Raw genomic sequence first — 21,180 nt, forward strand, 5'->3', positions numbered from 1 at the left:
CTTCTACAGGCAGGCTACCGATCAGCCGCCCTTCGGCTTGGGCGTGATGATGATGGTGCAGTCCGGGGCGTGCTGGCACTGCGCCGCCACAGAAACGAGAAGCTCATCCGACGGCGGCCCCCATAGTTCCGGGTCCGCCGTATACCCCAGCTCGCTGATCAGTCGCCGTGTGCGGTCCAAGATCGGAGGGTCGTAGTTCGTCGGGTCGTAGCCGGGCACGTGATGCACGAACCCGCCTCCGAGCGACGCGCACAGGTTGGCGTAGGTGACGGTGTGGAGCAGGAGGGCGTGCCAGCCCTCATCGACGATGCAGGACGGAGCCAGGCCGACCCCCGGATTCCGGGAGCAGGCGGCCACGAACTTGAGCCCCTCCTCGACGATGCGGCCGGCCATGGCGCTGTCCATTTCGGGGTTCGCGTCCATGACGGTCTGGCAGCAGCTGGTGAACTCGGAGTCGGTGATGAGTGCCCGTGCGATGACGGGGATCGGGGACGGGTCCGGCGGCCTCGGAGGTACGCTCACGGTGATCTCCTTCTGCTGGTTGGGGATCGTCCGTCTCGGTCGCTGTCCTGCCAGGGAATGGGCGGCCGAGACGGAAGTCATCGGGTGTGGCAGCGGCACGCGCAGTGCAGGTACTCGGCGGTGGTTCCGACTGCGGTAACCGTCGTCTCGCCGGGGCACAGGTGGTGCGCCTCGGCCCAGTCGAGGTCTGCGACGGCGCGACATTCTGGCGTCCGGTACGCGCTGTGGGCCGGAGCCGGCGGCGTCATGACGTTTTGGTTTTGCACCGATCGCACTGGCATGCCGGGTACGCCGACGTCTGGTCCACGGTCTCGACCGGGACGACCTCGGCCTCGGGCCGCACCACGCGGGTGACGCCCTCACGGTTCACCTCGTACACCTTGATCGTCATCGCCATGGCGGCTGTCTCCCCGTTCGCGGTCGGCGAGTAGTACCGCTGACGGTAGGGACGGCGGGCGGGGGCCGCGGCCGAGTTTCTACCCGTTTCTACGCGAGCGCAGAAACGGCCTGGGCGACCAGCCGCACAGCAGCGGGCCCGTACACCGCTGACGCGCTCAACTCGTCGTGGGCGGCGACGTACTGCGCCACCTCGGACGGCGCGGTGATCGTGACCGCTGCTGTCAAGAGCTCAACCGCCACCTGTTCGGTGTCGAAGATCGTGTATGTCTCCAGCGGCCACATCGCGCCGGTCTTCGCGGGGATGACGCCCAGCATCACAGAGGGAAGGGCTGCGGTCTGGAGCAGGTACCCCAACTGCTCGGCCATCACGTCAGAGTCACCGACCTGCCGCCGCAGCACGGACTCCTCCATCAGAATGGGGAAGCGTCGGCCAACTCGCCGGATGATGTGTGACCGCTCGACGCGGGCGTCGGCGGCGGCCTCTGAGTCGTCGGGGGTGCGGTTGAATCGGGCGATCTCGGCGAGGAGCGCGGCCGCGTAGGCGCGAGTCTGGAGCATGCCGGGAATGACGCTGGAGCTGTAGACCCGCATCACAGTGGTCCGCTCGTACAGCGGCCGCCGGGCCTGCTGCACGCCCCGAAGTCCCGCTCGCTGTACCCGCCTCCACTCGGTATACATCTCCTGCGCCTGACGGAGGGCGGCCACTATGTCCGCAGCCTCACCGGGGGCGTCACACGCCGTGCTCCATGCCTCGATGTCAGCGGCCGACGGCTGACTGCGGCCGGACTGCAACCGACTGACCTTGGAGCCCTGCCAGCCGAGGCGGGCGGCGAGCTGCTGCCCCGTCAGGCCCGCGTCCAGACGGAGGTTGCGCAGGCGAGCCGCTACGCGGTCGCGCGCCTCCTGAACACGGGCTGACGGGGAGGTCGCCATCAGCTGATCGTGAACTCCTGGTGCGGCACAGCCTGCTCCCAGACCGCACGGAACACGGCCGCGGTTTGCTCGGCGATGTCCTGGCGGTCGTCGAGTTCGTCGCGGAGGTGGGTGCCGTCGCCGGCGAAGTGGTGCCACCGGATCAGCCGACCGTCGAAGAGCCAGAAGTCGTGGGCCGGCAGAAGCAGACCGAGCGCCTGGTCCCGGGGCAGCCATCGCACCTCTTCGCCTGCGACCAGGTTCCTGCGGGTGCAGGCGTGCTCAAACCGGATGTACTCCGTGGCCGGTGTGGAGATGATCCGGGCCCGCTGGACCGCGACGCCGCGGCTTCGCGCGTCAGTCACCGCGTCGTGGAACGTGCCCCACCACGCCGCCCGATCGGCAACGCCTGCCAGAGTGCCCTCGCGCCATGCCTTCAGGTCCTGGTCCTCCCCGTCGGCGGCGTACACGTCGCGGGTCTCCAGGTGCACGGCGGACGTCGTGCACTGTGCGAGGAGTTCAGCGAACGGCGGTACGGGCTGCGACACCCATGGCCTCCTTGAGCGCGTGGGTCATGCGGACCGGAAGGCGGACGACAGTTTCGCCATCCGGGATCGGGCCTGCCTCCAGGCACTTGGCCCGGAGCTCCTCGGTGGCATTCCACCCCTGGATCACGAACTCCTGCGTGGTGTCGTCGTACCAGACGGTCGGACAGTGATCGCCGTTCGTCTCGGGGTCCTTCGCGATGAAATGTAAGGTCACGTTGCCTCCAGCCGTGAAGGTCTTGCATGGGTTTCTGTGGCTGTTCATGCCCATGGTGCCGTGGCTGGACAAGGAGATAGGCGCGAACGCGGAAAGCGCCCCTGCCGGCCGTAGCCGGAACAGCAGTTTCGGCCTCAGAGGTGGCCGCGCACTGGCCGATCGCGATCAACCTGCTGGCCGGGAGCCTGCTGGGGGCCTGGGCCGGAGCGACATGGGCGATCCGGATGCGCGGCGCCACCCTCTACAAAGTGCTGGCCGCGCTGATGGTGCTCATGGCCGCAGCCCTGGTGACCACCCACACCACCACCCTGGGGACGCTCGCGCTGCCACTGTGGGCGCAGGTGACGTCCGGTGTCGTGGCCGGTTTCGGCATCGGAGTGGTTGCGGCGATCATGGGCGTCGCCGGGGGCGAGCTGCTGATCCCGACGACAGTGCTGCTGTTTGCAGTGGACGTCAAGACAGCGGGGAGCCTGTCGCTGTCGGTGTCCTTGCCGACCATGCTCGTGGCCTTCGCTCGCTACAGCCGAGACGGAAGCTTCGCAGTGCTCGGCGCTAGCCTCCGCTTCACCGTGGTCATGATCGGAGGCTCGATCGCTGGTGCACTGTTGGGCGGCCTGCTTCTCGGTGTGGTTCCAGAACCGTTTCTCATCCCCGCCCTCGCTGTGATCCTGCTCGTCTCCGCGGTCAAGGTCGCCCGCCACGCTTGATTTCGAGGTTCGACTCGGGACATTGAGATGCCCCGGCCGGTGGGCTGCGCGGTCTCGCTGCCGGCCTCCAGGTCCCGCTCTGCCGGGTGCAGGATGCGGTGGGTGCCGAGTTCTTCGGCACCGATACCGAGTGGTCGGCGGCCGGTGACGCGCGCGCCGTTCTCGAAGGTGCGGACAGGCACACGGCTGAGCAGCGTGAGCGGAGTCGGCGGCGCATGGACACCATGGCGTCGCCGGAGTAGTGCTCCGGCATACCCTGTTGGCCACCGCCCGCACGGTACCGCTTGGGGGTGCAAGAGCCCGATAGCCTGCCCATGCCCTTCGATTCGAACACGTGCGCGAATGACGGGTCACGCACTGGGGCAGATGGCTGACACACAAGGATCGGCGAGCGACGGCGGCCGTGATGTCGTCGTCGAGGGCACGCACCAGCTGCCCGTACCGGTCCACCGTCGTCTGGATCGACTCGTGCCCGAGCCGTAGCTGGATCGCGGGCAGTGGCACGTTCGCCCCGATCAGCCACGCGACATGCGTATGCCGGAGGTCATGAATCCGCGGGCTCTTCGGCAGGCCCTTCTTCACGGCCTCGGCCGCGGCGGGCTCCCACTTCCGGTTGGAGAAGTTCGCATGACGCCACTCCCCGCCCATCTTGGCCCGGAACGCGAAGGCCGTCGGCTTGAGCCCGGCGACCAGTCTGCGGGCCATGTCGACCTGGATGGGGGAGAGGGCGACCAGGCGCCGGGCCTTCTTCGTGTATGTCGCCGGGTAGGGCGGGCTCTGTGACGAAGCCCTCGCCGCGTACCCGGCCGTGGGGCCACTGCCCGCCGTGGTCTCCCCCAGGTCCTTGAACTGCTTCGCACCCTCAGGCTCGCCGAACTTCTCGCTCTGCCACTCGCCGTCTTGGCGCCACTTCACCTGATAGGTGGTGGTGCCGTCCTTCTTGGGCCGTTCCACGATGCTCGCCATGTGGGGACGATGCGACGCAGGACCGACACCCGTGTTCCCGTCACGTTCCCAAGTTCGGGGACATGAAGAAGGGCTGACCCGCTTTCACAGGTCAGCCCTTGATCATTCAGGGTGAGTAACGGGACTCGAACCCGCGACATCCTGGACCACAACCAGGTGCTCTACCATCTGAGCTATACCCACCATGCCCGGTCTTTTTCTGACCGGCCGAGAAAAAGTGTACAGGGTCCGAGAGGGTGCTCGCGCCTCCATTGTTCAGCCGCTGATCCCAGCCCCCGAAAGGCCTATGACCAGCGGCTTCGCAAGGACCTACGGCGTGGGCGGCGCGACGTGCGCCGCGATCGCCTTGGCGCGCTCCGAGTCCGGACCGGGCTGCGGCACGAAGATCGCCTCGCGGTAGTAGCGCAGCTCCGTGATGGAGTCGCGGATGTCCGCGAGCGCCCGGTGGTTGCCGTTCTTCTCCGGACTGTTGAAGTACGCCCTCGGGTACCAGCGGCGCGCCAGCTCCTTGACCGAGGACACATCGACGATCCGGTAGTGGAGGTAGCCCTCCAGGGCCGCCATGTCCCGCGCCAGGAAACCTCGGTCGGTAGAGACCGAGTTTCCGCAGAGCGGGGCCTTGCCGGGCTCCTTCACGTGCTCGCGGACATAGGCCAGCACCTGGGCCTCGGCGTCGGCCAGGGTGGTGCCCCGGGCCAGCTCGTCGAGGAGGCCCGAGGAGGTGTGCATCTGGCGCACCACCTCGGGCATCGTCTCCAGGGCCGTGTCCGGCGGGCGGATCACGATGTCCACCCCTTCGCCGAGCACGTTCAGCTCCGAGTCGGTGACCAGCGCGGCCACCTCGATGAGTGCGTCTTCCGTCAACGAGAGCCCGGTCATCTCGCAGTCGATCCACACCATGCGGTCGTTCATGGCCCCACCCTACGGGGCACTCCGTTGACCCGGCAGGGTCGGGCGTCCGGTGGTGTACGCGTCGGGTCCCGGTTTCCCGTGCTCCGGCTGCCCCGTCCCGACCGCCGCCGACGTGACGACGTGCGGACCCGGCGGGGTGGCCGCGGCCGTGGCGCGACGGCCCGCCGAGGAGCCTTGGGCGGGCACGACCGGCTCGATCGCCGCGGTGACCGGCTCCGCACCGCCGCCCTGCGGACGACGGGCCCGGTAGGCGGCCCGGTACGCGGCGGGGGAGGAGCCCAGCTGGCGCCGGAAGTGCCCGCGCAGCGCGACCGGCGAGCGGAAGCCGCAGCGGCCCGCGACCTCGTCGACCGAGTACTCGGACGTCTCCAGCAGACGCTGCGCCTGCAGCACCCGCTGGGTGATCAGCCACTGGAGCGGCGCGCTGCCGGTGAGTGAGCGGAACCTGCGGTCGAAGGTCCGCCTGCTCATGTAGGCGCGCGCGGCCAGCGTCTCCACGTCGAACTGCTCGTGGAGATGCTCCAGTGCCCAGGCCACGACCTCGGCGAGCGGGTCGGAGCCGATCTCCTCAGGTAAAGACCTGTCGAGGTAGCGCTCCTGACCGCCGCTGCGTCGCGGCGGCACGACGAGCCGGCGGGCCAGTGCCCCGGCGGCCTCCGTGCCGTGGTCCGTGCGGACTATGTGCAGACAGAGATCGATCCCGGCCGCCGTCCCGGCGGAGGTGAGCACGTCGCCGTCGTCGACGAAGAGCTCGCGCGGGTCGACGTGCACCGACGGATAGCGCTTGGCCAGCGTCGGTGCGTACATCCAGTGCGTGGTCGCCGGGCGGCCGTCCAGCAGACCGGCGGCGGCGAGTACGAACGCCCCGGTGCACAGCCCGACGATGCGGGCCCCCTCTTCATGGGCGCGGCGCAGCGCGTCCAGCGCCTCCGCGGGCGGTGGCGAGGTGATCGAACGCCAGGCGGGCACCACGACGGTGCCGGCCCTGCTGATCGCCTCCAGCCCGTAGGGCGCGGTGAGTTCGAGTCCCCCGGTGGTCCGCAGCGGCCCGTCTTCCCCGCCGCAGACGAGGAGTCGGTAGCGCGGAACTCCCGCGTCCTGTCGGTCGATTCCGAACACGGAGAGCGGGATCGAGCTCTCGAAGATGGGGCCGCCGCTGAACAGCAGCACGGCGACGACTTCCCGTCGTCGTCGTCCACTGAGCTTCCGTACAGCCTCCGTTGCGGCGGCGGAGTCCTGGCTCATGACGCTAAGCCCCCCTTGGTGTTCGCGTCTTTCTGGTCCTTACGGGCCTGTCGCTCCTGCACGTTTCCCCTCGGTCCTGCACGAGTCCCCAGTCTTCGATACCCAAGATCGAATCTACTGCGTCCCGTGGTGCCGGCGTGACAAGTTCACCAACCGGCGTTATGTCGACAAGGCAACTTGGCGGGAAGCATTCGATCACGAAGGGTTTCATTCGGCGGCCGTGCAGGGAAGTGCGCCTCGCCTTGATGGCCCAACCCCGTCGGGTAGAAGCGTACCGCGCGGTCTCTTCCTGCCTGGTGGCAAGGGGGTTGATCGGCCAATTCGGCAAGGAAGTGACAGGGGTGTGAAGTTGGCTGAAAATAGATGGTTGTGCATACGTGATTCGGTCAGTTGACCGGCGCACAACCTCGATGAACGCTTGCTTCTTTGCGCCCCTCGGCGGGTGGACGGCCGATCGCGGGGAGTGGTGCGGCGGCCTCGCGGGGCAGCTGGATCCCGCCCGGCGGACCGACGCGCGTCCCCGGCCGGGCGGCGGGCTCCGGGCGGGGCGGACGGGCCGGGGCGACCCCGGGGTGACTCCCGGGGTCGGATCACCGGGCCGGCGGGCGACGGCGGAGCGGTGATCCATCCCGGGTGCGCGGCGGTCGCGCGGTGGGTGGGAGGGGGTGACGGGCGGGGCCCCGCCGGTCACCGAGCGGAGCCGTCGGGGCCCGGCATCGTCGATGTACCGCGCAACCGGCATTGCCATACGGGTCCGCCTCGGGCATGCTCCGTGAAACGTCGCGCGCGCTTTGCGCGGGTCTGGGCAGTGGAGGAGTGGCGCCGTATCCTTGGGGGTAAGGGGTTGGGAAGATGATTCCCGGACACCGCAACACCGCCCGCTGACGCACCTTCCCCAAGTCGCTCTCCTCACGAGGACTCTCTTCGCCGAGACACCGATGGCCGGTCACGAAATCCCCGAACCCGCCGACCGCAAGCAGGTAGCCGACCACATGTCGGACCCGCAGGCGGTCGAAGAGACACGTCATTCCTGCGACCCCGCCTTCCGGCATGGGGTCGTGGTCGGCTTCGACGGCTCGACCTCCAGTGAGCGCGCCCTCGCATACGCCATCGGCATGGCCCGAAGATCGGGTTCCGGCCTGATCATCGTCCATGTCGCCAATCGGCTGCCGACCACCGTCTGGGCAGGCTGCGAGCCGCCCGTCTTCGTCGATGTGCCCGATCACCGCACCGAGGTGCTCGGCCTGGAGCTCGCCTGCGCGGACTACCTCTCCGAGGTTCCCTGGGTGCTCGTCGAGCGCGGCGGGGACATCTGCCACGAGCTGGAGGAAGTCGGCCGGGAGTACTCGGCCGACGCCATCGTCGTCGGCTCCACGCACGGCATCGTCGGCCGCATCTTCGGCTCGGTGGCGGGGCGGCTCGCGCGTCGCGCGCAGCGGCCGGTCGTCGTCATTCCCTGACTGTTCCGCATCCCGGCGGTCCCTGTCGCCACCCCTGTCACGGGGGTGGATGTCGTTGCCGACGTGGCGTCAACTCGCCTGTGGAAACCGGCAATCCATTGCGATGCCGAGGTGGATTGTGCGCTTGTGAAGGGTACATAAGCATCATTGGGAAGCAAGTCCACCGCATGTGAAGGGAGCCCGCCGTGGACAATGACGTCTCTGCGGGAAGCACCAGCACCGCTGCCCTCGGCCATCTCGCCCTGGGACTCACCCTGTTGGGGTTCGGTATCGGTCACACCGGGGTCGTGGACGGCGTGACGGCGGCCGACGCCGTCTCGCTCGCGCTCTACGTCGGCGGCATCGCCCTGTTCGTCGCCGGACTCCTTGAGTTCCGCGCGGGCAGCGGCTTCACCGGCACGGCCTTCGCCGGACTCGGCGCCTTCTGGTTCACCTGGGGCACCGGTGCGGGCGCCCATGTCTCCAGCCACGCGGCAGGGCTGTTCCTGCTGCTCTGGGCCCTGTTCGCACTCAGCCTGACCCTCGGGGCGGCCGGCGGCGGTCTGCTCGCCCAGGGGATGTACGCACTGCTCTTCCTGGCCCTTCTGCTCCTGGGCGTGGGGCGGCTCGCGGGCAGCGGGAGCCTGGCCGAGGCGGGCGGCTGGTTCGCCGAGGCGGCCGGTCTCGCCGCCTGGTACCGGGCCACGGCGGCCCTGGCCCACTGGCCCACGGCGCTGCCGGGGCGCGCTGCCGGCCGGGGGGTGACGGCCACCGGCTGAGGCGGCGGCCGGGCCGGTGCGCAAGGGGTTCTGGTCCGGACCGGGCCGGACCGGCACGCGGGGGCCGGTGCCGGGGCGCGCGAGCCCGGCAGGACCCGGACGGGGGGCCCCGGGGCAGGCGGCGGCCCGCACGGGAGCGGCCCCGTACCCACGACGGCGGTGGGTACGGGGCCGCTCTGCCGGGCACAGCCCGTGCGGGGCACTACTCGACGGTGACGGACTTCGCCAGGTTGCGCGGCTTGTCGATGTCACGGCCCATGGCCAGCGCCGTGTGGTACGCGAAGAGCTGGAGCGGGATGCCCATCAGGATCGGGTCCAGCTCGTTCTCGTTCTTCGGCACGACGATGGTGTGGTCGGCCTTCTCCTGGACCTGGTGGGCGACGGCGAGGATGCGGCCGCTGCGGGCCTTGATCTCCTCCATCGCGGCGCGGTTCTTCTCCAGCAGATCGTCGTCCGGCACGATCGCGACCGTCGGCATCGCGGGCTCGATCAGTGCCAGCGGCCCGTGCTTCAGTTCGGAGGCAGGGTACGCCTCCGCGTGGATGTACGAGACCTCCTTGAGCTTCAGCGAGGCCTCACGGGCGACGGGATAGCCGCGCACCCGGCCGATGAACATCATCGACTTGGCGTCCGCGTACTGGGCCGCCATCTCCTTGATCTCGTCCTCGTTCGCCAGGATCTCGCTGATCTGGGCGGGCAGCCTGCGCAGACCGTCGATGATCCGCTTGCCGTCGGCGACCGACAGATCCCGGATCCGGCCCAGGTGCAGGGCGAGCAGCGCGAACGCCACGACCGTGTTCGTGAAGCACTTGGTGGAGACGACACAGACCTCGGGGCCGGCGTGGACGTACGTACCGCCGTCGGCCTCCCGGGCGATCGCCGAACCCACCACGTTGACGACACCGAGCACCCGGGCGCCCTTGCGCTTGAGCTCCTGGACGGCGGCGAGCACGTCGTACGTCTCACCGGACTGGGAGACCGCGACATACAGCGTGTCCGGGTCGACGACCGGGTTGCGGTAGCGGAACTCCGAGGCGGGCTCGGCGTCCGCGGGGATACGGGCCAGCTCCTCGATCAGCTGCGCGCCGATCTGGCCCGCGTGGTACGAGGTGCCGCAGCCCAGGATCTTGATCCGGCGGACCCCGCGCGCCTCGCGGGCGTCCAGGTTGAGCCCGCCCAGGTGCACGGTGGCGAAACGGTCGTCGATCCGGCCGCGCAGCACCCGGTCGACGGCGTCGGCCTGCTCGGAGATCTCCTTGTGCATGTACGTGTCGTGGCCGCCCATGTCGTACGACTCGGCCTCCCACTCCACGGTGGTCGGCGTGGCCGTCGTGGACGAACCCTCCGTCGTGTACGTACGGAAGTCGTCGGCCTTGAGGGTGGCCATCTCGCCGTCGTCGAGGGTGACGACCTGCCGGGTGTGGGCGACCAGCGCGGCGACGTCGGAGGCGACGAACATCTCCTTCTCGCCGATGCCGAGGACGACCGGGGAGCCGTTGCGGGCGACCACGATGCGGTCGTTGAAGTCGGCGTGCATGACGGCGATGCCGTACGTGCCCTCGACCGAGCGCAGCGCCTCGCGGACCTTCTCCTCCAGGGTGTCCGCCTGGGCGCGGGCGATCATGTGGACCAGCACCTCGGTGTCGGTCTCGGAGAGGAAGACGACACCGTCGGCGACGAGCTTCGCACGCAGCTCGTCGGCGTTGTCGATGATGCCGTTGTGCACGACGGCGACCCTGTTGTCGGCGTCCAGGTGCGGGTGCGCGTTCTCGTCGCTCGGGGCGCCGTGGGTGGCCCAGCGGGTGTGGGCGATGCCGGTGGTGCCGGTGAAACGCTTGGGAACGCGGGCCTCCAGCTCACGGACCCGGCCCTTCGCCTTGACCATCTTCAGGGCGGCGGGCTTCCCGGCCGACGCCTTGCCGGTGATGACGATGCCCGCGGAGTCGTAACCCCGGTACTCCAGCCGCTGCAGCCCTTCCAGCAGCAGCGGGGCCACATCACGCTTCCCGATATACCCGACGATTCCGCACATAGAGTCTCTGCCCCTCCATCGACGTACCTGTGGTGCTCGTTGCTCAGCCGTAGACGATGCGGCGCAGCTGGCGGAGCGAGAGCTCCGGCGGCGCGACCGCCCGGTGCGGCAGCTCGGCCGCGATCCGCTCGAAGATCTCCGCGTTCACCAGGCCGCCGGACTGCAGTTCGCGGTGGCGGCGGCGGACGAAGTCGTCGGTCGTCTCGTCGAAGTACGCCAGCACGTCGAGGACCACCCGGGCGGCCTCACCGCGCTGGAGCGCGGTGCTGCGCACCAGGTGGTCGATGAGGTCGTCATGCGACGAGCGGCGTTCGAGCACTCGTCGATATTGCGGTGGGCGGAGCACTTACGCAACAATTCTGCCCGATATCGGGCAGGTGATGGTGTGATTGAGCTCTCGGGCAGACCCGGAGGTGATCGATGAGGGCATCGGGACGCCCGCGATTCACAGACGCTTCAGGACGGCCTGCTTGGCGGCGGCGAACTCGTCGTCGGTGAGGATCCCGGCCTGACGCAGCTCACCGAGTTCCCGCAGCCGGCGCAGCAGGGCATCGTGGTCGTCCATGGGCGGTGCGGGGGCGGCCGAGGCCCGGATCTCCGCGGGCCGCGCGCCTTCGGCCCCGGCTCCGGCCTCCTTCTCCGCCGCGCCCGGCAGCCGGACCAGTACCGCCGCCGCGACCAGTGCCGCCGTGTACTCCTTCTTGGACAGCCCCCACAGATCCAGCGAGTACGGGTCGAACGCGGCCGCCGGAGCCGGGGCCGCGGCCGCGCCCCGTACGAAGCGCAGATGCCCGTTCTCCAGACCGATGGCGGGCATCCAGTGCACCTCGGTCACCTCCGACACCGGGAAGGCGACCGGGCCGGCCGAGCTCTTGACCTCCTCGGCCTTCCAGTTCCAGGTGAGGCGGACGGTCTCCCCGTCGAACGAGGCCGTGCCGTCCCCGCCGCCCCCGGCCACCGGCACCGCGGGTCCCGGCAGCAGGAAGCCGTCCACCGGCCCGGTGGGCACCTGCTCGATCAGCAGGGCGTTGCGCACCTCGCCGACGAAGTACTCCGCTACTCCACTGCGGTCCTTCTCCACGGTCAGCCGGTACGGGTCCGAGGCGTCCTTGAGCCTGCCCTCCGCGGCGCGCAGGACGGGGCAGGCGCCGTCGCGCAGTCGCAGTCGCAGCCGGCCGCCCTTGCGGTCGGGTTCGAAGGTGATGCCCGCCAGAGCCCGGAGCGGGACGACGCGTTCGCCCAGCTCCTGCCGGAGGGGATGGATGCCCTTGCCCCTGCCCGGCACGATCCGCACCGTCTCGCCGTCGAACGTCCACGTTCCGTCGCGCTGGATTATTTCCGCCATGAGCCGGATTCTCTCAGCCGCACAACGGGGAAGTGGTCTACACCTTGACCGTCCGTGGGACAGGCGATACGCATGGTGATGGTTCGGTCAGGAGATCCACAGGTGTGCACCCGTCGAAAGGGACCCGGCTTGTGAGACTGCACAGGACACAGCGCATCGCTCTTCCCCGTCTCCTCGGCTCGCTGCTGCTCGTCACGGCGGCCGGTATCTCCAGTGTCGGCGCGGCGCCGGAAGGGCACGCGGCGAGCCGCGGCCCGGCCACGGCCGCCACGCCCCGTCCGCTCGGGCAGATAGTGCCCGCCCCCGCCGAGGCGAAGCCCGGCGGCACTGCGTACACCATCACCGCGGACACCAGGATCCGCGTCGAGGGCGACTCCCGCGACGCCCGGAAGATCGGCGACTACCTGGCGGGCGTGCTCCGCCCGTCCACCGGGTACGCCCTGCCGGTCACCGGCCGCGGCGGCGACGGCATCCGGCTGCGCCTCGACTCCCACGCCGGCGCGGCGGGTGCCGAGGGCTACACGCTGAAGTCGAACCGCGGCTCGGTCACCATCACCGCGCGCGGCCCGGCTGGGCTCTTCCACGGCGTCCAGACGCTGCGCCAGCTGCTCCCGGCCAAGGTGGAGAAGGACAGCCGCCAGAAGGGCCCGTGGAAGGTCGCGGGCGGCACGGTCAAGGACGCGCCCCGGTACGCGTACCGGAGCGCGATGCTGGACGTCTCACGGCACTTCTTCTCCGTGGCCGAGGTCAAGCGCTACATCGATCAGCTCGCCCTGTACAAGATGAACAAACTCCATCTGCACCTCTCCGACGACCAGGGCTGGCGCATCGCCATCGACTCCTGGCCGCGGCTCGCCACGTACGGAGGGCAGACCGAGGTCGGCGGAGGCGTCGGCGGCCACTACACGAAGAGCGACTACAAGGAGATCGTCCGGTACGCGTCCTCCCGCTATCTGGAGGTCGTGCCGGAGATCGACCTGCCCGGCCACACCAACGCGGCACTCGCCTCGTACGCGGAGCTGAACTGCGACGGTGTCGCGCCGCCGCTCTACACCGGCACCAATGTCGGCTTCAGCTCGCTGTGCGTCCCGAAGGCCGTCACGTACGACTTCGTGGACGACGTGGTCCGTGAGCTGGCCGCGCTCACCCCCGGAAAGTACCTCCACATCGGCGGCGACGAGGCGCACTCCACCAGTCACGCGGACTACGTGGCCTTCATGGACAAGGCACAGGCCATCGTCGGCACGTACGGCAAGACGGTGATCGGCTGGCACCAGTTGACCGGGGGCACGCCGGTCAAGGGCGCGGTCGCCCAGTACTGGGGCTACGACCAGACGGGCGCGGCCGAGCGCAAGCAGGTGGCGGACGCGGCCGTGAACGGCACGAAGCTGGTGCTGTCCCCGGCGGACCGGAGCTACCTCGACATGAAGTACGACAAGGACACCCAACTGGGACTGGCCTGGGCCGGTTACGTCTCCACCCAGCGCTCTTACGACTGGAACCCGGCGACGTACCTGGACGGGGCCCCGGAGGGCTCCGTCCTCGGCGTCGAGGCGCCGCTCTGGTCGGAGACCCTGACCAACAGCGACGAGATCGAGCAGATGGCGTTCCCACGGCTGCCCGGGGTGGCGGAGCTGGGGTGGTCGCCCGCGGCCACGCACGACTGGGAGACGTACAAGGTGCGGTTGGGCGCGCAGGGGCCGAGGTTCTCGGCGCTCGGCATCAACTACTACCGGGCTCCGCAGGTTCCCTGGGCCGCGGAGTGAGGTGACCGGGGCCGTCCGGCGACCGGTGTGTTCGCGGTCGCCGGACGGGTCCGGTCTCACGGGCGAGGCGGTCAGCCCCGTCCGGCGATCGGGTTCCGCAACGTGCCGATCAGCTGCAGCGCCCCCGACGGATCGGTCAGATCGACCATCTGCCTGTTGTTCCGCAGCTGCAGCCGGTTCAGGCAGGACAGCGCGAACTCCTCCGTGAACACGTCGTACTGCTTGAACTTCTCGGCGAGATACGGCACCGACTCCTGGTAGCCGGTGACGCATTCCGCGACCGTCCGCCAGAACGTGTCCTCGTCGAGGACGCCCTCGTCCGCCAGTCCCGCGCCCAGGAAGCGCAGGAAGCAGTCGAAGACATCGGTGAGGACCGAGAGCAGCTTCATGTCCTCGGGCACCTCGGCCCGGATCCGGTCGACCCGCGGCGGCAGCACCGCGTCCGGGTCCATGACGGCGATCTCCTCGGCGATGTCCTTGAACACCGTGCGCCGTACGACCCCGTCCTCGACGACCAGGATGACGTTCTCACCGTGCGGCATGAACACCAGGTCGTACGCGTAGAAGCTGTGCAGCACCGGCACCAGGTAGGCGTCCAGGTAGTGGCGCAGCCACACCGCGGGCGCCAGTCCGGACTCGGCGATCAGCGCGCCGGCGACGGAGTGGCCCTCGTGGTCGGTGTGGAGCAGCGAGGCCATGGTCGCGACCCGCTCGCCGGGGGCCAGGCCGGGGACGGGGCTCTCCCGCCACAGCGCGGCGAGCATCTTCAGGTACGGCGAGCCCTTGGCGGTGGCCGCCTCGTACGTCCGGTGGTGGTAGCCGACGGCCGCCCGCTCCCGGATGATCGAGAAGCGGGCTCCGCGCAGCAGCTCGTCGCGCTCGATCAGCTCGGCCAGCCAGTCGTTGATCGCGGGGGTGGCTTCCATGTACGTGGCGGAGAGCCCGCGCATGAACCCCATGTTGAGGACGGACAGTGCCGTCTTCACGTAATGCCGTTCCGGGGCACTGGTGTTGAAGAAGGTACGGATGGACTGCTGGGCGAGATAGGTGTCCTCGCCCTCGCCCAGACAGACCAGATGTCGCTGCGCGAGTTCCCCGGCGAAGGTGACGGCCAGCTTGTTCCACCACTGCCAGGGGTGGACGGGGATCAGCAGGTAGTCGTCGAGGTCGAGCCCGAGCCCGGACATCGTGGCCGCGAACCGGGCCAGCGTCTCCTCGCCCAGCTCGCCCGCGATCAGCGTTGCGTAGTCGAGCCCGGCGCCCGCGGTGAAGGTGGCGCGGTCGCGGCGGGCGGCGAGCCAGACCAGACGGATGCCGGACGCGGCCTCGGGGGCGTACGCCCGGTACTCGTCCACGCCGAAGCCGAGCCGCCCGTTGTTGGCGACGAAGCAGGGGTGGCCCTCGGTCATGCCGGTCTCGATCGCCTGGAACCCGGCCCGGACCAGTTCGGTGGAGGTGACGGGCGGCTTGGTCAGTTTGTACGCGGTACCGGCCAGGGTGGAGGAGATCTCCTCCAGGTAGACCGGGAGGATCTCCGCCGAGAGGCCGAGTGTGGAGCGCAGCTCCACGAAGAACTCGCCCGCGTCCAGGGGGAGTTCGGATCCGTGCCGGTGACGGGACAGGGAGTCCGGCTCGATCTGCCAGTGGTCGAGGGCGAAGAGCCGCGCGGTGAAGCGGTACTCGGTCGCCGCGTCGTCGCTGCGCACCGCGTAGCGGTCGTCGCCGAGCGGCGCGGGGGTCAGCAGCCGCTCGTGGCTGAACTCGGCGAGCGCCTTGCGGATCAGCAGCCGGTTGGCGGTGGCCCAGTGCTCCGGGGTGAGGTGGGCGACGCTGTCGATGGATGCGGACATCAGGCCGGGCCTCCGGTCGCCGCGACGAACTGTTCCCGTGTGCAGGCGCTGAGCAGGGCGTTCTTCTCCGGCTTGGCTATCTCGCCCAGCACCTCGAAGCCGACCGCCTTGTTGAGCGCGTGCACCGCGCTGTTGTGTACATCGGGTTCGACGACCACCCGGCGTACGGACGGGTCGGCGAACAGCGTCCGCATCACGGCGGTGATCACACCGAGCGTGAAGCCGTGCAGCGGGGTGTCGGCCGGGGCGACCAGGAAGTGCATCCCGATATCGCCGGGCTCGGCCTCGTACAGCCCCTTGAGCTCGACCTCGGCGGGGTCGTACCGCTCCATCAGGAAGGCCGGCGCCCCGTCGTGCAGCCCGATGAAGGCGTCGTGGTGCGGGTGGGCGGCGATCGCTGTGTACTCCCGCTCGACGTCCTGGAGCTCCGCGTCGCCCATCAGCCAGAAGGCGGCCTTGGGGTGGGTGACCCAGCCGTGCACCAGTTCGGCGTCGGCGAGGGGGTCGAGGGCGCGGACGGAGAAGGTGCCGAGGGCGGTGCGCCCGGCGTCGGTGCGGTTCTGCGGGCTCATACGGCGAACTCCTGGAAGGCGATGGACTTCTCGACGGGGTAGTACTCACGGCCGAGCAGCTCGCCGATGATGTACGCGTTGCGGTAGGTGCCCATGCCCAGGTCGGGCGAGGTGATCGAGTGGGTGTGGGTGCCCGCGTTCTGCAGGAAGACACCCTGGCCGGTGGTGTCGATGGAGTAGTTGCGGGCCACGTCGAAGCGGCCCCGCCCGTCCCGGCGCAACCGGTCGTCGATGCCCTTGAGGAATGCGGGCGGGCGGTAGCGGTATCCGGTGGCGAGGATCAGGCCCTCGGTGGTGAGGGTGTAGTCCTTGCCCTGCTCCTCCTGGTGCAGGCCGAGCGTGTACGTACCGCTGCTCTCCTCGTAGGTCGCTTTGTTCAAGGAGGAGTTGGTCAGCAGCCGGGTCGGCACCGCGCCGGGCAGGTTCTTCTGGTAGAGCAGGTCGAAGATCGCGTCGATCAGCTCGCCGTCGATGCCCTTGAAGAGGCCCTTCTGCCCGGACTCCAGCCGGTAGCGGGTCTCCTCGGGCAGCGCGTGGAAGTAGTCGACGTACTCCGGGGAGGTCATTTCCAGCGTCAGCTTGGTGTACTCCAGCGGGAAGAACCGGGGCGAGCGCGTCACCCAGTTCAGCCGGTAGCCGTGCACATCGATCTCGGAGAGCAGGTCGTAGTAGATCTCGGCCGCGCTCTGCCCGCTGCCGACGAGCGTGATGGACTCCTTCGCCTGGAGAGCCGCTTTCCCTTCCAGATAACGGGAGTTGTGCAGGTAGTCGCCCCCCAGTCCCTGACAGGCGTCCGGGACGTACGGGGAAGTGCCGGTGCCCAGTACGAGCCGCGGGGCGCGGAAGACGCCGCCGGTGGCGGTGCGCACGGTGTAGAGCGCGCTGTCCTCGTCGTAGCCGACCGACACGACGGTCTCGTCGAAGCGGACGCTGCTCAGTCCGGCGGCGGCCCAGCGGCAGTAGTCGTTGTACTCGGTGCGCAGCGGGTAGAAGTTCTCCCGGATGTAGAAGGAGTACAGCCGCCCGCGTTCCTTCAGATAGTTCAGGAAGGAGTACGGCGACGTCGGATCGGCCATCGTGACCAGGTCCGACATGAACGGCGTCTGGAGATGGGCGCCTTCGAGGAACATCCCGGAGTGCCATGCGAAGTCCGGCTTGGACTCCAGGAACACCCCGTTCAGTTCGTCGATCGGCTCGGTCAGACAGGCGAGCCCCAGATTGAACGGGCCGAGCCCGATCCCGATGAAGTCGTGGGGGCCGCGGGGATCACGGGGTTCAGGAAGCGCGGTCAAGGGAGTCTCCCAGGTACTGCTCGGCGTGGCCGGAGATCAGGTCGAGTACCGCGGCGATGTCCAGCGCGGACGTTTCGGGGTTGAGCAGGGTGAACTTCAGGTACTGGCGGCCACCGACCTTCGTACCGGCGACGACGGCCTCGCCGGAGGCGAAGAGTGCCTTGCGGGCGTGGAGATTGGCCCGGTCGATCTCGGTGGGCGCGGTGATGCCGGACGGGATGTAGCGGAACACCAGCGTGGACAGCCGCGGCTCCACGACGACGTCGAAGCGCGGATCGGCGGCCAGCAGCCGCCAGCCCTCGGCGGCCAGGTCGCAGACCTCGTCGAAGAGCCGGCCGACACCGTCCGCGCCCATCACGCGCAGCGTCATCCACAGTTTCAGCGCGTCGAATCTGCGGGTGGTCTGCAGCGACTTGTCCACCTGGTTGGGGATGCGTTCGGCGGCCATCCGCTGCGGGTTGAGGTACTCGGCGTGGTACGTGGCATGGCGCAGCGAGGCCCGGTCGCGGACCAGCACGGCGGACGAACTCACCGGCTGGAAGAACGACTTGTGGTAGTCCACGGTGACCGAGTCGGCGTGCTCGATGCCGTCGAGGAGGTGCCGGCGCGTGGGCGAGGCCAGCAGCCCGCAGCCGTACGCGGCGTCGACGTGCAGCCAGGTGGAGAACTGCTGGCAGAGCGCGGCGATTTCGGGCAGTGGGTCGATGGAACCGAAGTCGGTGGTGCCGGCGGTGGCGACGACCGCCATCGGTACGGCGCCTTCGGCGACGCACTGTTCCAGCGCGCGGGCCAGCGCCACGGTCTGCATGCGCTTGTTCTGGTCGACAGGGACGGGGACGACCGAGTCCGGTCCGAGGCCGAGGAGTTTCGCCGACTTCTGGACGCTGAAGTGGCTGCATTCCGAGGTGAGGACGCGCAGCCGGGTGAAGTGGTGCGGCGGCGTCTTGGCCTCTTCGCGGGCGAGCAGCAGGGCCTGCAGATTGGACTGCGTGCCGCCGCTGGTGAAGATGCCGTCGGCGGCCGGACCGAGCCCGATCCGCCCCGCGGTCCAGTCGATCAGACGGCGCTCGATCAGGGTGCCGCCGGCGCTCTGGTCCCATGTGTCCAGCGAGGAGTTGACGGCCGAGAGCACGGCCTCGCCGAGTACGGCGGGAATGACCACCGGGCAGTTGAGGTGGCCCAGATAGCGGGGGTGGTGGAAGTAGACGGCGTCCTTGAGGTAGACGCGGTCGAGCTCGTCGAGGGCGGCGGACGCATCGCCCAGCGGCCGGTCCAGATCGATCGCGTCAACGACGGGAGTGAGTTCGTCGACGGAGATTCCGGTGAACGGCCGTTCGGTGGCGGCGAGTTTGGCTGCGACCCGTTCGACTCCTTCGGTCACGGAGCGCCGGTAGTGCTCCGCGGTCGTGTCGTTGAGCAGGTGCGAACGCATGAAGGGGTCCTCCCGGATGCGGGGAAACTTCATCGGCCCTCAGGGCAGAAGGAGGGGGCGAGGGCCCGATGTTGAAGTTAGGTTAGCCTAACCTAACTTTCCATTGGCTTGTTCCCTCGCCCCCGGGTCACGCGGAGGTTGTCCGGTTCGCGCGTACGGGATGGCCGCTTCCGGTCGGCGGGCCGTGCGCGGCTCGCCGACCGCGCGGCTCTGCTCCTGGGTGCGCGGTGGCCTGCGCGCCGGGGGTGTGCGACGGTCCGCGCGGCCGGGATGCGTGACGGTCCGCGTGGCCGTGGCGGCGGCCTACCCGTCCGCGGCCGTCGCCGTCTCGCGCAGCTGCTCCTCGCTCAACCCGCGCCGCCAGTACCCGACGAACGTCACGCGCCTGCGGTCGAACCGGCGTTCCTGTACGAGATGGCGGCGCACCGCCCGTACCTGCGACGACTCACCCGCGATCCAGACGTACGGCGTCCCCTCGGGCAGCTCGGCCGCCCGGACGGCCTCCAGGGCGGAGGGCGCGCCCTCGTCCCGGACGAGCCAGCTGATCCGGGCCTTGGCGGCGGTGTTGAGGGCCTGGCGGTCCTCGGTGTGCTGGACCTCCAGCCAGACCTGGGCCCTCATTCCGGCCGGCAGCCACTCCAGGGCGGCGGACGCGGCGGGCAGCGCGGTCTCGTCGGCCCAGATCAGCACCCAGTCGGTGTCCTGCGGTGGGCGGAAGCGGACGGCGCTGTTGTCCTCGACGGCCGGGCCCAGCGCCTTGAGCGGATCGCCGGGGGAGGCGGCGGCGGCCCAGCGGCACGCGGGGCCGCCGTCCCCGTGCAGCGCGAAGTCGATGTCGATCTCGGTCGCCCCGTCGGGCGTGTGGCGTTGGGCGCGCACGGTGTACGAGCGCATGACGGCCCGTACGTTCTCCGGAAGGGCGCGCCAGGTGGCGAACCAATTGCCGTCCCGATCGACCGGAACGACCGGTTCTGCTTGGCCGGGGTGCGGCAGGAACAGCGACAGGCTCTGGTCGCGGCCCCCGGCGGCGAAGCCGTCCAGTCCCGGGCCGCCGAAGGTGACCCGGAGCATGGAGGGTCCGAGCCGCCGGGTCCGCAGAACGGTCAGGTCGAAGAACCGGAAGGGGGCGATGGGGGGTGCGACGGACGTCGTCATGCGGGGGGTCCTCCCAGGAACAGGAAGCGAAGCCGGGAATCGGCCGCCGATGTGTTCGAAGGAAGGTTAGCCTAACCTCATTGTGTATTCGAGGGTTCCCCCGGGCCGCTCACCAGACCGGGACCCCGCCGCCCACCGTCCGGGCCCGCAGGGCGGCGCGGGTGATGTTGCCGAGCCGGGTCACCATGTAAGGGCTGTCCCGCCGGGAAGGCGGAGTTCCAGACGCGGCGTGCGGAGACGGAGCCCGTACAGGGGCCAGTGCTGCGGCTTCATGCACGGACTTTGCCGCCCGGGGCCGTGCGCTGTCGAACGAGTTGCGCGGCGCCGCGCATGCCCGCTCCGCCGGGGTTGTTCAGTGGCTCCGCACTCTTACCGGCCCCGGCAGGCCCGGTAGCATGGCGATCTTCGGTCGGCGAAAGCCCCGGAGCCCCGAAGGCGAACGCCCATGACGCAGCCCGCCCCACACTCCGGACGACTTCGCCTCGACATGGCACTGGACGGCCTGGCCGTCAATTTCCGAGGGATGACGGCCCACCCCGACGAGCACAACTGCGAGTGCCACTGGGGCAGTGCGCAGGAGCTTGCTCAGCTCAAGGTGCCGGACAAGGAACTGGACCCCGACCTCCTGGAGCGCACCTGGCGGGCTTCCGACTGGAGCGACCACCCCTCCGTGCTGCGCCGCATCCTCCCCCAGCTCGCCAGAGCCCTCGTCGGCGGCCACATCGAGCCGTTCTTCGGCACGGACGACGTCGGCCGGTCGTTCGCTCGCGGTCACTGGCAGCAGTGGCCCGACGAGCAGGCCGCAGCGGTAAGGGAATTCCTCCAGGCATGGTGGTCCCACACGCTCACTGATCCAGCCCCCGCCGTCCCCGCCCACGAACTCCTCGCACTGAACGTCGAGGCGTCCGGCACGCTCGGCCCGTGGCTCGCCCACTGGGAGTCGCTGACCGGCGCCCCGGCCGACCAGCACCTCGCCGAAGCCGCCGCCCACTGGGAGCGCGACCGTGCGACACGAAGCCGCACGAATTTGAGTGGACTGACCGATTGGAGAGGCAGTTGATGAAGCTGTAGGTGCAGTCACGGGTCCGTGTCC

Annotated in this window: 20 protein-coding genes, 1 tRNA gene and 1 pseudogene; 6 read left to right on the forward strand and 16 right to left on the reverse strand. The window is 69.5% G+C overall.

The window, feature by feature from the left end; all coding sequences use genetic code 11:
* Positions 1-21: 21 nt before the first annotated feature.
* Positions 22-522 (reverse strand): glycine-rich domain-containing protein, encoded by a 501-nt coding sequence (locus ACZ68L_RS24155; protein WP_469580021.1) that lies wholly within the window; start codon positions 520-522, stop codon positions 22-24.
* Between the two features lie 260 nt (positions 523-782).
* Here ACZ68L_RS24155 and ACZ68L_RS24160 point away from each other — a divergent pair, with 260 nt between their 5' ends.
* Positions 783-953: a hypothetical protein gene (locus ACZ68L_RS24160; RefSeq protein ID WP_469580025.1), complete on the forward strand. Its 171-nt coding sequence runs from the start codon at positions 783-785 to the stop codon at positions 951-953.
* A 55-nt stretch (positions 954-1,008) separates the two neighbouring features.
* Here ACZ68L_RS24160 and ACZ68L_RS24165 read toward each other — a convergent pair whose 3' ends face one another.
* From ACZ68L_RS24165 to ACZ68L_RS24175, 3 genes are read right to left on the reverse strand one after another with little or no spacing between them, the layout of a single operon-like run.
* Positions 1,009-1,854, reverse strand: coding sequence for a helix-turn-helix domain-containing protein (locus ACZ68L_RS24165; protein WP_469580026.1), 846 nt, complete (start codon positions 1,852-1,854; stop codon positions 1,009-1,011).
* Complete coding sequence (locus ACZ68L_RS24170; protein ID WP_469580029.1) at positions 1,854-2,381, reverse strand: DUF6879 family protein; 528 nt, start codon at positions 2,379-2,381, stop codon at positions 1,854-1,856. Before ACZ68L_RS24170 ends, ACZ68L_RS24165 begins: the two co-directional genes overlap by 1 nt.
* Positions 2,353-2,595, reverse strand: a complete 243-nt coding sequence (locus ACZ68L_RS24175; protein ID WP_469580031.1) for a hypothetical protein — start codon at positions 2,593-2,595, stop codon at positions 2,353-2,355. Before ACZ68L_RS24175 ends, ACZ68L_RS24170 begins: the two co-directional genes overlap by 29 nt.
* A gap of 101 nt (positions 2,596-2,696) precedes the next feature.
* Between ACZ68L_RS24175 and ACZ68L_RS24180 the strand changes: the two genes are divergently transcribed.
* On the forward strand, positions 2,697-3,302 hold the full coding sequence (locus tag ACZ68L_RS24180) for a TSUP family transporter (RefSeq protein ID WP_469580069.1): 606 nt from the start codon (positions 2,697-2,699) through the stop codon (positions 3,300-3,302).
* A gap of 495 nt (positions 3,303-3,797) precedes the next feature.
* Here ACZ68L_RS24180 and ACZ68L_RS24185 read toward each other — a convergent pair.
* The 4 genes and pseudogenes from ACZ68L_RS24185 to ACZ68L_RS24200 form a co-directional block, all read right to left on the reverse strand.
* A pseudogene (locus ACZ68L_RS24185) lies at positions 3,798-4,268 on the reverse strand (hypothetical protein); the annotation flags it as partial.
* 110 nt (positions 4,269-4,378) lie between these two features.
* Positions 4,379-4,451 (reverse strand) — tRNA-His (locus tag ACZ68L_RS24190).
* Positions 4,452-4,577: 126 nt separating this feature from the next.
* Positions 4,578-5,180, reverse strand: a complete 603-nt coding sequence (orn, locus tag ACZ68L_RS24195) for an oligoribonuclease (RefSeq protein WP_469580032.1) — start codon at positions 5,178-5,180, stop codon at positions 4,578-4,580.
* A 9-nt stretch (positions 5,181-5,189) separates the two neighbouring features.
* Entirely contained in the window at positions 5,190-6,425 is a 1,236-nt protein-coding gene (locus tag ACZ68L_RS24200) for a helix-turn-helix domain-containing protein (RefSeq protein ID WP_469580034.1), read from the reverse strand.
* Between the two features lie 938 nt (positions 6,426-7,363).
* On the opposite strand from ACZ68L_RS24200, the gene ACZ68L_RS24205 reads away from it, so the two are divergent.
* The gene (locus tag ACZ68L_RS24205) at positions 7,364-7,885 is read left to right on the forward strand and encodes a universal stress protein (protein ID WP_093900388.1); all 522 of its coding nucleotides are present in this window, start codon (positions 7,364-7,366) and stop codon (positions 7,883-7,885) included.
* Between the two features lie 185 nt (positions 7,886-8,070).
* Complete coding sequence (locus ACZ68L_RS24210; RefSeq protein WP_469580036.1) at positions 8,071-8,643, forward strand: acetate uptake transporter; 573 nt, start codon at positions 8,071-8,073, stop codon at positions 8,641-8,643.
* 202 nt (positions 8,644-8,845) lie between these two features.
* On the opposite strand, the gene glmS is transcribed toward ACZ68L_RS24210, so the two are convergent.
* The 3 genes from glmS to ACZ68L_RS24225 form a co-directional block, all read right to left on the reverse strand.
* A complete protein-coding gene (gene glmS / locus ACZ68L_RS24215) occupies positions 8,846-10,675 on the reverse strand; it encodes a glutamine--fructose-6-phosphate transaminase (isomerizing) (protein ID WP_351073242.1) in 1,830 nt (609 codons plus the stop codon).
* A 43-nt stretch (positions 10,676-10,718) separates the two neighbouring features.
* On the reverse strand, positions 10,719-10,994 hold the full coding sequence (locus tag ACZ68L_RS24220) for a hypothetical protein (RefSeq protein ID WP_093900391.1): 276 nt from the start codon (positions 10,992-10,994) through the stop codon (positions 10,719-10,721).
* Positions 10,995-11,120: 126 nt separating this feature from the next.
* Positions 11,121-12,020 (reverse strand): DUF4429 domain-containing protein, encoded by a 900-nt coding sequence (locus ACZ68L_RS24225; RefSeq protein ID WP_469580038.1) that lies wholly within the window; start codon positions 12,018-12,020, stop codon positions 11,121-11,123.
* A 131-nt stretch (positions 12,021-12,151) separates the two neighbouring features.
* On the opposite strand from ACZ68L_RS24225, the gene ACZ68L_RS24230 reads away from it, so the two are divergent.
* The gene (locus ACZ68L_RS24230) at positions 12,152-13,786 is read left to right on the forward strand and encodes a beta-N-acetylhexosaminidase (RefSeq protein ID WP_469580039.1); all 1,635 of its coding nucleotides are present in this window, start codon (positions 12,152-12,154) and stop codon (positions 13,784-13,786) included.
* Positions 13,787-13,857: 71 nt separating this feature from the next.
* On the opposite strand, the gene ACZ68L_RS24235 is transcribed toward ACZ68L_RS24230, so the two are convergent.
* The 5 genes from ACZ68L_RS24235 to ACZ68L_RS24255 all read right to left on the reverse strand — a co-directional run bounded on the left by ACZ68L_RS24235 (position 13,858) and on the right by ACZ68L_RS24255 (position 20,087).
* Complete coding sequence (locus ACZ68L_RS24235; RefSeq protein ID WP_469580041.1) at positions 13,858-15,636, reverse strand: IucA/IucC family protein; 1,779 nt, start codon at positions 15,634-15,636, stop codon at positions 13,858-13,860.
* Entirely contained in the window at positions 15,636-16,208 is a 573-nt protein-coding gene (locus ACZ68L_RS24240) for a GNAT family N-acetyltransferase (protein ID WP_469580043.1), read from the reverse strand. Before ACZ68L_RS24240 ends, ACZ68L_RS24235 begins: the two co-directional genes overlap by 1 nt.
* Positions 16,205-17,500 carry a lysine N(6)-hydroxylase/L-ornithine N(5)-oxygenase family protein gene (locus ACZ68L_RS24245; protein WP_469580045.1) on the reverse strand — a complete coding sequence of 432 codons (1,296 nt, stop codon included), beginning with the start codon at positions 17,498-17,500 and terminating at the stop codon, positions 16,205-16,207. Before ACZ68L_RS24245 ends, ACZ68L_RS24240 begins: the two co-directional genes overlap by 4 nt.
* Positions 17,484-18,932 carry a pyridoxal phosphate-dependent decarboxylase family protein gene (locus tag ACZ68L_RS24250; RefSeq protein WP_469580047.1) on the reverse strand — a complete coding sequence of 483 codons (1,449 nt, stop codon included), beginning with the start codon at positions 18,930-18,932 and terminating at the stop codon, positions 17,484-17,486. Before ACZ68L_RS24250 ends, ACZ68L_RS24245 begins: the two co-directional genes overlap by 17 nt.
* 303 nt (positions 18,933-19,235) lie before the next feature.
* Complete coding sequence (locus ACZ68L_RS24255) at positions 19,236-20,087, reverse strand: siderophore-interacting protein (protein ID WP_469580049.1); 852 nt, start codon at positions 20,085-20,087, stop codon at positions 19,236-19,238.
* A gap of 445 nt (positions 20,088-20,532) precedes the next feature.
* Between ACZ68L_RS24255 and ACZ68L_RS24260 the strand changes: the two genes are divergently transcribed.
* A complete protein-coding gene (locus tag ACZ68L_RS24260) occupies positions 20,533-21,147 on the forward strand; it encodes a hypothetical protein (RefSeq protein ID WP_469580050.1) in 615 nt (204 codons plus the stop codon).
* Positions 21,148-21,180: the final 33 nt, after the last annotated feature.

This window comes from Streptomyces sp. NPDC104309, from assembly GCF_055584025.1.